Source organism: Psychrobacillus lasiicapitis (genome assembly GCF_006861795.1).
In the GTDB taxonomy this organism is placed as follows: domain Bacteria; phylum Bacillota; class Bacilli; order Bacillales_A; family Planococcaceae; genus Psychrobacillus; species Psychrobacillus lasiicapitis.
In genome coordinates this window covers 44982-59738 of sequence record NZ_VDGH01000009.1, presented here as the reverse complement: position 1 = coordinate 59738, position 14757 = coordinate 44982, and the positions used below count along the sequence as shown (strand labels likewise).

14 protein-coding genes and 1 pseudogene are annotated in these 14757 nt (G+C 36.7%); 6 read left to right on the top strand and 9 right to left on the bottom strand.

Features of this window, described 5'->3' with window-relative positions:
* Positions 1-17: 17 nt before the first annotated feature.
* Both FG382_RS15335 and FG382_RS15330 read right to left on the bottom strand, forming a co-directional pair.
* Positions 18-851 (bottom strand): alpha/beta fold hydrolase, encoded by an 834-nt coding sequence (locus tag FG382_RS15335; RefSeq protein WP_142539768.1) that lies wholly within the window; start codon positions 849-851, stop codon positions 18-20.
* Positions 852-988: 137 nt separating this feature from the next.
* A complete protein-coding gene (locus FG382_RS15330) occupies positions 989-1756 on the bottom strand; it encodes a dioxygenase family protein (protein ID WP_142539767.1) in 768 nt (255 codons plus the stop codon).
* 178 nt (positions 1757-1934) lie between these two features.
* Between FG382_RS15330 and FG382_RS15325 the strand changes: the two genes are divergently transcribed.
* Entirely contained in the window at positions 1935-2741 is an 807-nt protein-coding gene (locus FG382_RS15325) for an IclR family transcriptional regulator (RefSeq protein ID WP_142539766.1), read from the top strand.
* Between the two features lie 60 nt (positions 2742-2801).
* On the opposite strand, the gene FG382_RS15320 is transcribed toward FG382_RS15325, so the two are convergent.
* A complete protein-coding gene (locus tag FG382_RS15320) occupies positions 2802-3407 on the bottom strand; it encodes a LysE/ArgO family amino acid transporter (protein ID WP_142539765.1) in 606 nt (201 codons plus the stop codon).
* 11 nt (positions 3408-3418) lie between these two features.
* Entirely contained in the window at positions 3419-3859 is a 441-nt protein-coding gene (locus FG382_RS15315) for an Lrp/AsnC family transcriptional regulator (RefSeq protein ID WP_142539764.1), read from the bottom strand.
* Positions 3860-4203: 344 nt separating this feature from the next.
* Here FG382_RS15315 and FG382_RS15310 point away from each other — a divergent pair, with 344 nt between their 5' ends.
* Both FG382_RS15310 and FG382_RS15305 read left to right on the top strand, forming a co-directional pair.
* Positions 4204-5454 carry a M20 metallopeptidase family protein gene (locus FG382_RS15310; protein ID WP_170206547.1) on the top strand — a complete coding sequence of 417 codons (1251 nt, stop codon included), beginning with the start codon at positions 4204-4206 and terminating at the stop codon, positions 5452-5454.
* A 46-nt stretch (positions 5455-5500) separates the two neighbouring features.
* The gene (locus tag FG382_RS15305; RefSeq protein ID WP_142539762.1) at positions 5501-6943 is read left to right on the top strand and encodes a Na+/H+ antiporter NhaC family protein; all 1443 of its coding nucleotides are present in this window, start codon (positions 5501-5503) and stop codon (positions 6941-6943) included.
* A gap of 59 nt (positions 6944-7002) precedes the next feature.
* Here the strand turns inward: FG382_RS15305 and FG382_RS15300 are convergent, their stop codons facing one another.
* Complete coding sequence (locus FG382_RS15300; protein ID WP_142539761.1) at positions 7003-8004, bottom strand: ABC transporter substrate-binding protein; 1002 nt, start codon at positions 8002-8004, stop codon at positions 7003-7005.
* Positions 8005-8123: 119 nt separating this feature from the next.
* Here FG382_RS15300 and FG382_RS15295 point away from each other — a divergent pair, with 119 nt between their 5' ends.
* On the top strand, positions 8124-9158 hold the full coding sequence (locus FG382_RS15295) for a FecCD family ABC transporter permease (protein WP_142539760.1): 1035 nt from the start codon (positions 8124-8126) through the stop codon (positions 9156-9158).
* Positions 9158-10183, top strand: a complete 1026-nt coding sequence (locus FG382_RS15290; protein ID WP_142539759.1) for a FecCD family ABC transporter permease — start codon at positions 9158-9160, stop codon at positions 10181-10183. Before FG382_RS15295 ends, FG382_RS15290 begins: the two co-directional genes overlap by 1 nt.
* A gap of 170 nt (positions 10184-10353) precedes the next feature.
* Here the strand turns inward: FG382_RS15290 and FG382_RS15285 are convergent, their stop codons facing one another.
* From FG382_RS15285 to FG382_RS22695, 3 genes are all read right to left on the bottom strand, one after another.
* The gene (locus tag FG382_RS15285; RefSeq protein ID WP_170206546.1) at positions 10354-12801 is read right to left on the bottom strand and encodes a sensor domain-containing protein; all 2448 of its coding nucleotides are present in this window, start codon (positions 12799-12801) and stop codon (positions 10354-10356) included.
* 251 nt (positions 12802-13052) lie between these two features.
* Complete coding sequence (locus FG382_RS15280) at positions 13053-13298, bottom strand: hypothetical protein (protein ID WP_142539757.1); 246 nt, start codon at positions 13296-13298, stop codon at positions 13053-13055.
* A gap of 147 nt (positions 13299-13445) precedes the next feature.
* Positions 13446-13604, bottom strand: a complete 159-nt coding sequence (locus tag FG382_RS22695) for a hypothetical protein (RefSeq protein ID WP_170206545.1) — start codon at positions 13602-13604, stop codon at positions 13446-13448.
* A gap of 124 nt (positions 13605-13728) precedes the next feature.
* Between FG382_RS22695 and FG382_RS23250 the strand changes: the two are divergent.
* Positions 13729-13872: pseudogene (locus FG382_RS23250) on the top strand (UTP--glucose-1-phosphate uridylyltransferase); the annotation flags it as partial.
* Between the two features lie 70 nt (positions 13873-13942).
* On the opposite strand, the gene FG382_RS15270 reads toward FG382_RS23250, so the two are convergent.
* A complete protein-coding gene (locus FG382_RS15270) occupies positions 13943-14674 on the bottom strand; it encodes an MBL fold metallo-hydrolase (RefSeq protein ID WP_142539756.1) in 732 nt (243 codons plus the stop codon).
* Between the last annotated feature and the right edge of the window lie 83 nt (positions 14675-14757).

The following is a 14757-nucleotide window of genomic DNA, read 5'->3' as shown; positions in this document are numbered from 1 at the left end:
CCCTTTGTATTTCCCCGTTATAGTTTATGTAGAAAAACGTCTACAGCTTTTTCAATATCTTCCCGCTTTTCAAACACCATTGTGTAATGATTACAATCCGAGATAACTTTTTCGATTTCCTTTGCAAACTCCCTAGTTTCTTCATAATCTGTTATGTAAAATAGCGGTGGCATCGAACCAATGTTACCCTTTGCGTAAACGAGCAATACCGGACATTCAATTTGCGAAAATATTTCTTTAGGACTAAAGGTATAAAAGCTATTAAAATCAGCAACGATGCGTGCTTCTGTGGATTTATTTTCCCAATGATCATCTACTGGTCCCACTTCATATTCGACTGTATCTTGTAGCACATCATTCCACTCTACGCCTAAGTTTGTATATATTTTTTTAATTTCCTCTACGTAATGTTCTTTTGACGTAAACGCTCTGCTAATTCTTCCTAAAGATGGCTGTACGATTGCTCTCTGATGTTCCGTCGCTTTTGCAGCACCGTCCAGTAATATTAAACCTTGCACCGACTTTAGTCGGCTAGCAACTATTGCCGAAATAAAAGCACCCATTGAATATCCTAATAGAATAGGATTTTCAACCCTTAACTCATTTATTAAACCGACAATATCATCTGCATGTTTGAAAATGGAAGGTTCTATATCTGTCTCATCACTATTCCCACGACCACGTAAATCTACGGAAATAAAACGATACTCCCCTTTAAACTTTTCAGCGTAGTAATGCATATTTTTATGCGTACCTGTTAATCCGTGAATCGCAATAATCGGTCCCTTTTTTCCTGGATAATCAGCAACTTGAATAGCATTTCCATTGATATTTAATTTATAAAACTCCATTTCTCCACTCCTTTTTGTACGCTATACGTACACTTTTACCTTATTCGTACACTCTTATTTTTATCATACCAAAATATTTTAAAAAGTCTAATAAAAATAGCTATCAAGATATGCTCGATAGCTATAGAATTATTGATTTATTCAGTTCGCATAACAAAGTTCAAGCTAGCTTCTTTATGGTCACCTTTATCAATCAGTTTAGTTGTAAGGGTTGAACGAACACCACCAGCAACATCTGTTTCTAACCATTGATCTCCCTCAAAGAATACTTGCGTGATTAAAGTTTCATGCCCTTCATGCTCGAACTTAATATGAATATGCGCCGGGCGGTAAGCATGATATCCTGCAGCAAATGTAAATTCACCAGTAGGACCATTGGTTGGAATTTGATATGGAATCGGTACGATTGACTCTACTTCAAAATCTCCATTTTCATCTGTGAAGAACTGCCCTCTTAAATTGAAGTCTGGTGCAGTAGAGTCATAGTTAGAATATAATCCATCCGCATCGTCTTGCCACCACTCAACTTTCGTCTTTCCAATCGGTCCATTTACAGAGCTAACGTTTCCGAAAAATTTCAATTTGTCCCCTGGCTCATTTGGACGCTGCGGAATAACTACTTTAGATCCTTCTAGTACAGGTGAGTTTTCTTCATAGTAAGGTCCAAGTAACGATGGCTCTGTTCCTGGAGAGTTTTTATATTTTGCTTCCAATACATATGTCTCTACAAAAACATCTAAGAACAATGGAATTTCACCACTTCTACCTAAGCGATCCGCCCATTTTACGAAGTTTGTATATTCCTCATGATTAAACTGTTGCTCATCTAAAAAAGCTTTCATATGTTTTACGAATCCTTCATAAGCCTCTAATACTCTTGCATTTTTTACCGCTACTTCTGCCATTTTAATTTCCCCCTCAAATTTGATTAAATTCCCCATCTTCTTTGTAAGCGTATTCATTTTTACTAAAAAATAAAAAACTATGAAAAGAATACTTGCAAAATACGTTCAAATTATGTACGATATACGTACACTAATACATCATTCGTACAAATTCATTTTATCATAAGGGGTAATATACTTGTCAATAGAAGAATTAGATAATTTCAAACAATCAGGAGACTACATCCAATCGTTAGAACGTGGTCTTCAAGTAATACAGGCTTTTTCACAGGAGAACCAAGCACTTACAATAAGTGATGTTTCAAAACTAACAGGGCTTAGCAGACCTACTGCTCGTAGAATATTACTGACGCTCGAGCATCTTGGTTTTGCAGAATCCAACAACAGTATATTTACATTAACAGCTCGTACACTCTCTTTGGGTTATGCTTACTTATCCTCCAATAATAGCTGGAGTATTGCTCACTCGTTTATGCGTGACTTTGTCAATCAAACTGGTGAATCTTGCTCCATATCAATCTTGGATGGTACAGATATTATTTACGTGGCACGCGTTTCTACTAAACGAATTATGTCCATTAATTTAGACGTCGGTTCGCGCCTTCCAGCTTACGCAACATCTATGGGCCATGTTCTTTTAGCATATTTACCAAAAGAGAAGCTAGAAAAGTACTTAGATTCCATTGACTTCGAGAAGTTTACGGACAAAACAATTGTAGATAAGGAACAATTACTAACTATATTAGAGGATGTACGGAAGCAAAGTTGGGGTGGTGTCGACCAACAACTAGAAGAGGGGCTACGTTCTATTGCCGTCCCTCTACGTGATGGAACTGGCAAAGTGTTCGCAGCCTTTAACTGTTCTGTTCACGCAGGGCGTGTTTCAAAAGAAGTTCTGCGTGATGAGTTTTTACCGCTTTTACAAGAAACTGGTGAGAAGATTAGCCAAGCCATGGCCATTACAAATAGTTCTAGATATGTGTAGGCTTTAGGTAATTACTTAAAATAGAAATCTAGGCAAACTAAATTGTTTCTACCTGGATTTCTATTTGACTGCTATTCGTATTCCAAACGTCACCAACATGAGTCCTACGATTACATTTAACCCTTTCAGAACAATTGGCTCCAAGAAAATAAATAGAAAATTCCCTAAAATAGAAATAATCGATAGAAAAAAGAAAGTGGATAACACCGCACCAAGGCCAAAGGAATACATATCCTTTTGCTTAAAATCTTCTTCTAATATTTTTGTAGACAAAACACCTGCCCAAAATAGAATCGTTAATGGATTGGAAAGTGTTAAAACAAGTGTTTGAACAAATATCGCTTCTACACTTTGTTCAGCTTGAAAATTTAAACTTGGGATAATCGAAAACCCAAAAACTCCTACTATATTACTTAAACCGAACAGAACAAGGACTGCTGCTCCAAAGTAACGAACCACCTCTTTCAGATTCGGATATTTATTTAGTATCTTTCCTATTCCAAAAATTGCTGCAAGTATATAGAAACCATCAACTATAGCTACCCCCAAAACACCTATTTCTGCTTCAACAAATCCAGAAATGGCTGCAGTTTGAAAAATAAACAAACAGATGGGTCCTACGGCTACTTGCAGAAACATTCCAAATTGAAACCCTTTCCAAATCATCTGCTATTCTCCTACCTATTTAATTTCTCAGTTAATGTAGATAACACGATTAATGTGTTGGAATTTTGAACTCCTCGAATTGATTTTAGTTTCTCACTTAGAAAAACTTCTAATTGGGCAGTATCTTCTACAAGCACCTTTAACATATAATCATATTCCCCCGCCATATGATGGCATTCCATCACTTCAGGAAACAGAATAATCTCTTCTCTAAATTGTTGGATATTCGCTGTATGATCGATATTCACAAAAACAATCGCTAACAATTTATAGCCCATTTTTTCACGGTTTATTTTCACTGTATATTGTTCAATTACATTTGCTTCTTCCAATTTTCTGATTCGCTCTGATACAGCAGGAATGGAGAGGTTCACTTTTTTGCTGATGTCAGATGCTGTGGACCTTCCATTTTGCTTTAACACTTCTAGAATTTTCGCATCGATTATATCCATGGCATTTCATCATCCTTCGAAATTTAATTAACTATATTATATAAAAAACTTATAATTAATAAATACAATCAATAAAAATCAATAATATATAAAGTATTTTCTATCAATACTTTAATTATTAATATTTTTTCAAATAAATTTGTTTACTAGCTTAATAATCTAAAGCATCTTTTTGTTATTTTTTTATTTTATAAGTTTGAATTTTCAAAAAATAATATTGTGCATATAAAGTTTAGGTGGTAAACTATTTTTTAATAACAGGGGTGCTGTTAGCTTGGGAGGTGTATAAACGAAATGAAATAGTACCTCACAGTCACTAAATATTAAATAAAGGAGGGCTTATGATGAAATTAAGTGAAACCGTTGCATCCATCGAACAATATGTAATTGATATCCGACGTGATTTACATCGACATCCTGAGATTGGCTTACAAGAAGTGCGGACTATGAATGTTGTCACACAAGAACTATCAGATTTGGGGATTCCTTTTGAAATTGTACAAGATGGTGGAATTATTGGTTTCATACATGGAGCACAGTCAGGTAGGACAATTATTTTACGTGCCGACCTAGACGCACTGCCTATGAAAGAAAGTGAATTAAACTTAAAACAAAAGAAAGCGGTTACATCCACTATCGCTAATGCTGCGCATACATGCGGACATGATGCACATACCGCTATGCTCCTTGGTGCTGCAAAAATACTATCATCGAAGCGAGAAGAATTAGCAGGTTCGATAATTCTTGCTTTTGAACAAGGCGAAGAAATGGGGGGCGGTATTAAAAATTTATTAAACAGGCTTCATCAAATTGGGGCAGATGGTATTTGGGGAATACATTTAAAATCAGATTTACAAGCAGGGAAAATTTCTGTTGATGCTGGCCCTCGAATGGCAGCGGCCTCTGGATTTAAAGTTGTACTGAAAGGTAAAGCCGGCCACGGTTCACGCCCCGATCTAGCTGTGTCACCTGTAGATTGTTTCGTTGATTTTTATCAGGCATTACGGAATATGCGTCATAGTCGATTAAGCCCATTTGAAACGATTACGTATTCCATTGGGATTGTTCAAGCAGGATCCGCACTCAATATTATTCCAGATACATTAGAGTTTGCAGGATCCTTTCGTTATTTAAATAAAGAACAAGGAGAGCAAGCTATTCATATTTTTAAGGATATATTAGCACATGTTAGTGAAATGCATAACTGCTCTTTTGAATATAAAATGGAGCCTGTCGTTTCTGATTTAGTTGTGATCAATGAAGCAACATGCGCTAAAATTGCAGCTGCTGCAGTAGAACAAGCACTTAGCAAGGAGGTATTAGCGACTATTCCTGCTTGGATGGCGTCAGAATCATTCAGTTTTTACTTAAAGTACTTTCCTGGTGTTTTTGCTTTTCTAGGAGTGCAAAATGAAGAACAGGGAATGGGTGCCGAACATCACAATGAGCATTTTGATATCGATGAATCTGCTTTAATAGTTGGCGTTACATCAACCGTACAATATGCGTTGGATTTCCTTGCTTATAAAGGGTCAATCGATTATACAGCTACAGACAAAGACGTGCCTGAATTGCTATCACAATATGGTTTTTAAATACGGGGAAGGTAACTGAAAGAAAAAATATGAAGGGGTGATCTTGATGAACGCTGTGGAAATACGAGAAGAAAAAGCGAAGAAAAGTTACTTAAGGAAGTTGCAGTTTAAATTGCCAAATGTATTAGTAATGATGCTGTTAATTATGATGTTTGCTTGTTTATTGACGTATATTGTGCCTGCTGGAGGGTTTGAATACACTGAAGATAAGAAACTAATCGCAGGATCCTATCATTCAGTAGATCAAACACCTGTCAATCCAATTTTAGCAATTACGCTCATTTTAGAAGGGGGTATTGCAGCAAGCCCTGTCGCTATATTACTTTTATTTATCGGTGGTTTTTTAGGTGGGATATTCATGTTAGATTCGGTCAATAACGTTATTTCCATGCTCATTAACAAGTTTGAAAAAGCCGGTGCCAATATTTTGGTTTTAGGTTTGTTCTTATTAATGTCGTTCATCGGGTTCTTCATAGGCGGCGATATGATGATTGTCTTCGTTACTCTAGGAGTCATTTTAACTCGAAAATTAAGGTTAGACCCTATCTCAGCACTAGCAGTAACCTTTTTACCGTTATTTTTAGCTTTTTCTATCGCTCCATCTGGAGAAGCACAGATCGCTCAATTGTTTGCTGGCATTCCTCTTTACTCTGGTTATCTGGAAAGAACAGCGATGTTCATCCTTTTCGCTATTGTCACTGCAGTATATGTGGTATTTTATACAAACCGTGTGAAAAATAATCCACTAAAGAGCGCGATGTCTGATACAAAATGGTTGACAGAATTAGATGAAGAGCAAAATGTCTCTATAGAGAAAAATGTGAAAATCGAATGGAAAGACTTTTTAGTAGTAGCTATTGTGATTATTGCACCCATTATTTTAGCATATGGGAACACTGTTCTTGGATGGCCAGCAAAGTATGGAAATGGCGCTGTTATTACTGTTTTTGGTATAGCATTTGTCACTTGTTTCCTGTTAAAAAGAAAGAATACAGAAGATATGATTCTCTCATTTTCGAAAGGCGTGCAAGATATTACGATTGTCGCAATAGTAATTGTACTTGCTCGAACAGTTAGCATCATTTTGGAAAAGGGAAATATCCTTGGTACGATTGTCAATAGTTTGACAGGCTCATTGAATGATTTTTCAAGTGGCATGACAGCTATTATCATTTTTATTGTGGCAACAATCTTTAACTTCCTCGTTCCATCTGGATCAGGTATGAGCGGTGTTATGATGCCGATTTTACAACCTGTTGCAGGTATGTTAGGTATGACAGACCAAGTACTCGTCACAGCTATCCAATTCGGTGGTGGTTTAGGGAACTTGATCATTCCAACATTAGGTGCAACAATGGGTGCGATTGCACTAGCAAAAGCAAACTTTGGTTCTTGGATAAAATTTATGATACCTCTGTTTGCACTATGGATAGTGCTTGGTTCCGTCATTTTATACTTTATCGCCTCTATTGGCTGGGTTGGTTACTAAAATAAATAAAGCTTGTCTTAAAAATCGGCGAATACCAATTTTTAGGACAAGCTTTTTTCTTATTTCACTAAACTCTTTAAAATGTTATCGATCATTTGACTATTTGCGATTGCACCTGTGTACAACCAACTTTCATCTGGCGAGAACTCATATACATTGCCAGCTTTTACAGCAGGTACACTATTCCATAAAGCCTCACTCAAAGCTGCCGAACCACTTTCCTTATCACTATCGATGAGGAATAAATGCTCCGCATCCAACTCTACCAGTTTCTCTAAAGAAATTTCACTCCAGTTCCCAGTAGCACTTGCTGATATTTCTTTTACCACATCAGGAACTTTTAATCCTAAATCACCATACATTACTGCTCCACTAGAAAGTTTCTCACTTACCATGAAGAACTTGCCACCTACTAACCAAACTGCGGCTACAGAAGGATTACCAACTTCTTTTTCAATCGTTTCTTTTGCTTCTGCCGCTTTTGTGTCATAGTTACCTAGTACTTTTTGTGCTTCCTCTTTTTTATCAAACACTTCTCCAACTCGTAGTAATTCATCACGCCAATCATTATTCACTTCTGTCCCAATTACATAGGTCGGTGCAATTTTACTATATTGCTCGTATTTTCCACCTTCCACCATGGTTGCAGAATCCATAATGATTAAGTCTGGTGCCACTTCTTGAACAGCTTCGAATGGTAAATCATGTGGAATTGTAGGTATACCATCCAATTCTCCTTGTAAATAACCTTGTATGCTAGCTCCATCTTTTACACTCCACTGTGCTATTGGTTTAATACCAAGTGCAACTAGGTTATCTTCCAAATATGTAGCAAGTACGCGTTCAGGTTGTGTTGGTATAACTACTTCGTTACCCATTGCATCCGTTACTGTCCGTGTAGACACTTCCGCTTCTCCTGTGACAGTTGACGATTGTTCTGTTTGCTCTGTTGAAGTCGGTTCTTCACTCGACTGTTCTTCCCCACAAGCAGCAAGTGTTAGCGCTAACATTCCTACTCCCACTAATTGTAAAGATCTCTTTTTATTTAATATACTGAACATATAAATCCTCCTAAAAATATGCTATACTATTAACATTGATAATGATTCTCGATTTCAATTAGAATACATATTTTATAATTTGTCAACTACTATTTATAAAACTGGAGATTAACGTACATATGAATACAAATGTAGAGAAGGAACCCTTCCAGAACAATAAACATCCTTATATAAGCATGATCATCATTATTAGTGGCATTGCTTTATTGATACTAAGTGTTTTTTTGTCGATAAATCTAGGCGCAACAAATCAAAGTGCACAGATTGTATGGGATGCCCTTTTTCATTTTGACAAGGAAAACTCATCGCATGTTATCATTCGAGAATTGAGGCTACCTCGGGCAATTGCAGCGATTTTCGTAGGTGCAGCGCTCGCTATATCAGGTGCTATTATGCAAGGAATGACTAGAAACCCACTTGCCTCCCCTTCTATCATGGGAGTAACAGCAGGATCTTCTTTCTTAATCGCAATTGCTTTGGCAGTTGTACCAAGTGTTACGTATTTGGGTTTAATGATGTTTTCATTTGTCGGGGCAGGTTTAGGGGCTGCTTTAGTATTTGGGATTACCGCAATGGCTAAAGGCGGAATGACGACCGTAAAACTGGCGTTAACAGGTTCTGCTATTACGTCACTGCTTAGTTCATTATCCACTGCCATTGGGATTAAATTTAATGTGTCAAAAGATATAAGTTATTGGTATGCCGGCGGAGTGTCTAGTGTTCAGCCACAGCATATTATGTTTGCACTCCCCTTTATCATTGCTGGTATTATATTGGCTTTAGTTCTTTCTCGATCTATTTCCGTTCTAAGTTTAGGGGAGGAAATTGCAAGAGGTCTTGGTCAACGTACCGGAGTTATTCGATTTTTAGGAACGATTGCTGTTTTACTATTAACAGGTGCCGCAGTGTCTATAGCCGGGATGATCGGATTTGTCGGGTTGGTAATACCTCATATTACGAGGTTCATTGTGGGAGTTGATTATAGGTGGATTATTCCTTGTTCTGCAGTTTTAGGGGGACTATTGCTGATCGTAGCAGACATGATTGGCAGGATGATCAATGCACCTTTTGAAACACCGGTTGGAGCCATTACTGCGATCATCGGGGTCCCATTCTTCCTCTACCTAGCACGTAAAGAAGGGAGAGGATTATAATGCAGAAATTTTTATCAACAAACGAGAAAAAATATAAGTCACTCCTTATTACGCTATTCATCTTAATAATAGTCTCTATTCTCATAAGTATAAATGCAGGTTATATTAAGATTCCTTTAAGTGAGGTTATCGCTACATTATTAGGAAATGGCACGCCTTCAAATGAACTAACAATATTTGATTTTCGTTTACCAAGAATTTTCATGGCTTTATTAGTAGGGATGGGAATTGCAATATCAGGAGCCATTTTACAAGGTATTTCACAAAACCCACTAGCGGATCCTGGAATATTAGGTATTAATGCTGGCGCAGGATTTGCCATTGTACTGTATATGTTTTTCTTTCAAGGAACAGCATTTTTTACAGGTTGGTTGTCTATATTCATAATGCCTCTTGCTGCATTATGTGGTGCATTTTTAGCTGCATTTCTTATTTATACATTGTCTTGGAAAAATGGGCGAGTAACACCTACACGGTTACTACTTGTTGGTATTGGTATTAATGCGGCATTTGGAGCTGGTCTAATCATATTTCAGATGAAGATGGAGCCTATCAATTTTATGAAAGCAATCATCTGGCTTTCCGGAACTATTTGGGGTACGAACTGGACTTTTGTGTGGACTTTACTATTATGGCTCGTCGTTCTTATACCTATAGCCATTTATAAATCTCGTGTGTTGGACGTATTGAAATTAGGAGAGTCCATTGCTATAGCAGTTGGAGCAAATATTGAAAAAGAGAGACGATTTCTTCTATTTATTTCTGTAGCATTGGCTGGTGCCTGTGTATCCGTCGGAGGAGGCATCACTTTTTTAGGATTGATTGCCCCGCATATCGCAAGACGCTTAGTTGGTGCTAGACATGCGAAGGTATTACCATTAACCGCTTTACTTGGTGCGCTATTATTGCTGTTAGCAGATACATTAGGTCGCGTCATTTTTGCTCCAATGGAATTACCAGTGGGGATTGTCGTTTCGATTTTAGGTGCACCTTATTTCATTTATTTACTTTTAAAAAGTGTGTAAATGGATGTAAAAAGAAGTGGTGAAAATTCAATCTAATTTTCCCACTTCTTTGCTATTTACTATTTTTTCAGCTTTTCGAGCACTTAACATGCTCACAACATTATAAACTTGTCCTTCAAAAGAAGAAACGGTAGCCGCCAGTAATTTGTTCTACGTCCCTGTGCACATAACTATTTGAACATAGCCAAAATCATTTCTGCAGGAACTGGACGACTAAACAAATATCCTTGGAACATATCGCAATTATAGGTTTTTAATAACTCTGCTTGCTCTTCTGTTTCTACTCCCTCTGCAATGACCGACATACTTAAGTTATGCCCAAGTGTGATAATTGTAGCTATAATACTACGGTCTTCCTCATCCTGTTGTATTCCTTGCACAAAGGCTTTATCAATTTTGAGATGATCGATCGGAAAGCGCCGAATATAATTCAATGAACTATATCCTGTACCGAAGTCATCCATTGCTATTAATACACCGATTGATTTGAGTTCATTTAGCACCCGAATAGCAATATCGGGTTGCAGCGCAATCGTTTCGGTAATTTCTAGTTCCAAATACTTGGGATCGAGTTTTGTTTCTTTTAAAATCAACTCTATCTTTTCCACTAGATCCGTTTGATAAAACTGACGTAAAGAAAGGTTTACCGATACAGGTACTGGAGGCAAACCTTGTCTTTGCCATTCTTTGTTTTGGTTGCATGCCTCTCGAATGACCCATTCACCAATCGGTACAATCATACCAGTTTCCTCTGCAAGGGGAATAAAGTCGATAGGTGAAACCATCCCTAAATCTTTGCTATTCCAGCGCAATAATGCTTCGAGCCCTGAAATCTTATGTGTAGTTGCATCGTATTGAGGCTGGTAGTAAAGAACAAATTCCTTTTTATCTATTGCTTTATGAAGTAGTGTCTCCATGCGAAGATCTGTCTTTGAAAGTCCTTCTATTTGAGTATTGTAGATTTGATAATTGTTGCGCCCGTGTCGCTTGGCGTAATACATAGCATGATCAGAAGCCCTCATCAGGCCTTTTATATCTATTGCATGTTTCGGAAACAAACTTATCCCTATACTCGCAGTTAAAATCGCTTCAAAACCGTCTATATCGAAAGGTGCTCCTATTTCTGAAACTAATGCTTGAGCTTTCCGATGTACTTTGCTTTCATCCATGCCTTGCATGATAATAGTAAATTCGTCCCCGGCATATCTATAAACTGTACCATCAGATCCCATTATTTTTACTAAACGCTCCGATACCTGACGTAATAAGGCATCACCCATTTCATGCCCAAGATAATCATTGATAAATTTAAAGCGATCAAGATCTATTAATATAACAGCTGAGGATAGCTTTTCTGAGGATTGACTTTCGATAATTCTTAGCAGGTCCTCTCGGAATAAGCGTTGGTTACCAATTCCAGTCAACATATCATGATATGCCATATAATTTGCTTGTTCCTCATTACGCTTAATGACCGTAATGTCTTTTCCGATGCAATGCACTGCAGTGAGTTTTCGTTCGGTGAATAAAGGAATTACTGTAATATGTAGCAAAACCTGTTCACCATTTTGTTTTTGCAAAGAGGTCTCATATTGATGGGGAAGTCCACTATAAACCTTTTGAAAATTTGCTATTGTTTCTTTTTGTTTATGTTCATCTATGAAAGGAAGAAAAGGTTTTCCGATCAATTCTTTAGCAGGAACACCAAGAATTTTCTCTGTAGCCTCATTTACAACAAGAAATTTCCCTTCCAAATCAAAGGTGATAACAGGATCGATGTTGTGATCAAATAATGCCCTATATCTTTGCTCACTTTCCTTCAAAAGAGACTCTATACGAATCTGTTCAGTAATATCACGAGCAATGCCTATAACCTCCACTACTTCACCATCTAATATTGTAGGGACCGCTGTAACATCAATCCGCAATACTGTACCTTCATTATCGTAGATCGATATTTGAAACTCTGCTGTCTTTCCTTTTAAAACTTCGTAAAAATAATTCTTTGTAAGTTGGAAGTCTTCAGGAATAATCAATTCCCGAAAGCCTATTCCAGTTATTTCCTCCAACGAATATTTGAGGATTTTTAATCCTGCTTCATTGAAGTTAGTGATATTTCCCTCGGGACTAATAGTAAAAACTAAATTAGGATTATAATAGAATAATGATTCAAACTCTTTCTTCGATTTTTTTAGCTTATTTCGTGTATCCTGATGTTCCGTTACATCAATAATGGTTAAAACTAGATATCGATCCCCACCTTCGAGTTCAATCGCATGTCCGTCCACTTTTAATGCTTTACCTTCTAGATTTTTTTTTAACGGCGTGGTGTTATCCGCCTTATGCGCCTTGGAAGAATCTTCATTTTCTAAAGCCTCAAATGCTGAATCACTAGGAAGCTCAAACATGTCCTCCCAACTATATGAACAGATATCTTCCATTTCCATACCCGTCAATTTAACAGCAGCCGTGTTAGCATATATAAAACGATCTGGATATTGCCGCTCTCTTAAAGTCAATATACATATCGGTTCAGGAAAGTTTTCAATAAAACGAATAAAATCATTTTTATTAAACTTTGAATTTAAAGTTTCACTTTCATCATAGTGAATTTCCACTACATTCACCTCTCATTTAGCTAATTAGTAATAAAATATATATAAAAATAGGCCCATCGTTGTTTTTACGAAAAAATTATACCAGTCAAAAGGACACGTTACAATAAGAATACAGGTATTTGAATAATTCGACTAGGCCTTAAGCAAAGAATTAATTGTATATAATGAGTTCGAAAACTAAAGAAAAAACGTTTCAATAATAAGTAGTGGAAAAGGGAACTTCCATTCAAGTGGTATTGCCTAAAAAAATTTTATTCTTCCTGTATGAACCTCACTTCATCATATCCACAATTATTACAAACCATTAAATGAGGGCAAATTTGATCTTTTGCTGTATTTGGATAACCATCCCCCATTTTCACCGTCTCTTCATCGTTATAATGCCCATATGGATCTAAAAAATCAGATACCTTCCCTGTGTCATCTAACTGATTATCACAATTGGGACAAGAAACTTCTAGTTTTTTCAATGAATTACATAAAGGACATATCGCCATACGTATCACTCCTTTTTGCTTACAAATATAGTATCCATTCTTTTCTCCATACTATGTAAAGGTTAATGGAAGCAGGGCATAAACGTCCTTTAAAAAATCCGCAACCCTACTCGGAGTCACGGATTTCATCCTATTAACTTTGTAAACTTAATTCCCACCACGTTCATCTACTTGATGGTTATTTTGTCCTTCTTTCACTTGAAGCTCTTCTTTCTGATGATCATTTAACTCAGTAGGCTGTCCTTGTTCAACTGTTTGATCTTTTGGATTAGAGGATTCTTTTTCATGATTCGACTCTTTTTTCATCACATCCACCTTCCTAATGTTCTATTCACTATTTCTTTTCCCCAAAATATTGATTTCTAACATATTTCTTTAAAACTACTGTCAGGCTATCAAATAAATATGTGAGAAGGATACTATGATTTAAGGAAAAAGATATGATGTGGGAGATAAGATAGGTTTTGTGAAAACGACCATTGAATTTGCCCTTCAGCAAGAGGATCTTCGAGATGAATTATCTGCCTATATTAAAGCATTAAGTATGACCGATCTGAAAGTGATGAACAGCTAGTTAGATCCCTCTTGAATTTATAAAAAAGCTGATAAAATAAATGCCCGAAGAGCATTCATTCTATCAGCTTTTATAATTGGATTAACATCCCAGACTCAGCTAAAACAATATTTTCGTTGCCTTGTCTTTTTGCACTAACTACTAACTCATTTAAATCGCCGTAGTGTGGAAGATGTGTTAATAACACCTTTTTTGCATTTGATTGATATGCTAGTATCCCTGCCTGCTCGGACGTCATATGTCCGGAAGCTATTCCGTCCATCCCTTCATACAAGCTACATTCTGTGATAAGAAGATCAGCGTTAGCTGCAAATGATATTAAGTCAGGCGTAAAGCTAGTATCCGATGTAAAGATAATACTTTTACTGTCACATTCAATTTTGATGCTATACGTTTCTACGGGATGAATATTTTTCATAAATGTACAGATGAACGGCCCGATTTCCAATCTACTCTTCTCGTTGAATGAAGCAAATCGAGAATATGCAACATCCTCTACCTGCTTTTTCATGTCTTCGTCCTCGGGCCCATAAACACATAATTCTTCATCTGCTCGACCTAAATGTGTATTCACCAGTCTAGAAAATAAATAGGCTCCAATATCACTGAAATGATCATAATGATAATGGGTTAGTATGACATGATTAATATTATTTAAATCAGCGTAATTTTGTAATTCCGTTAACACACCGCTTCCACAGTCAATTAACAATGAAAAGTCCTCATGCTGAATTAAGTATCCTGAACAAGGACCATTCTTTTTAGGAAATCCGCCCCACATACCAATCACTCTACACTCCATAGATTTTAGCCTCTTTCTTCAAATCTTCCTGATAATCTGTTGCCTCGATATTACCATGATAATTTAGATAGAGCTAAATTACG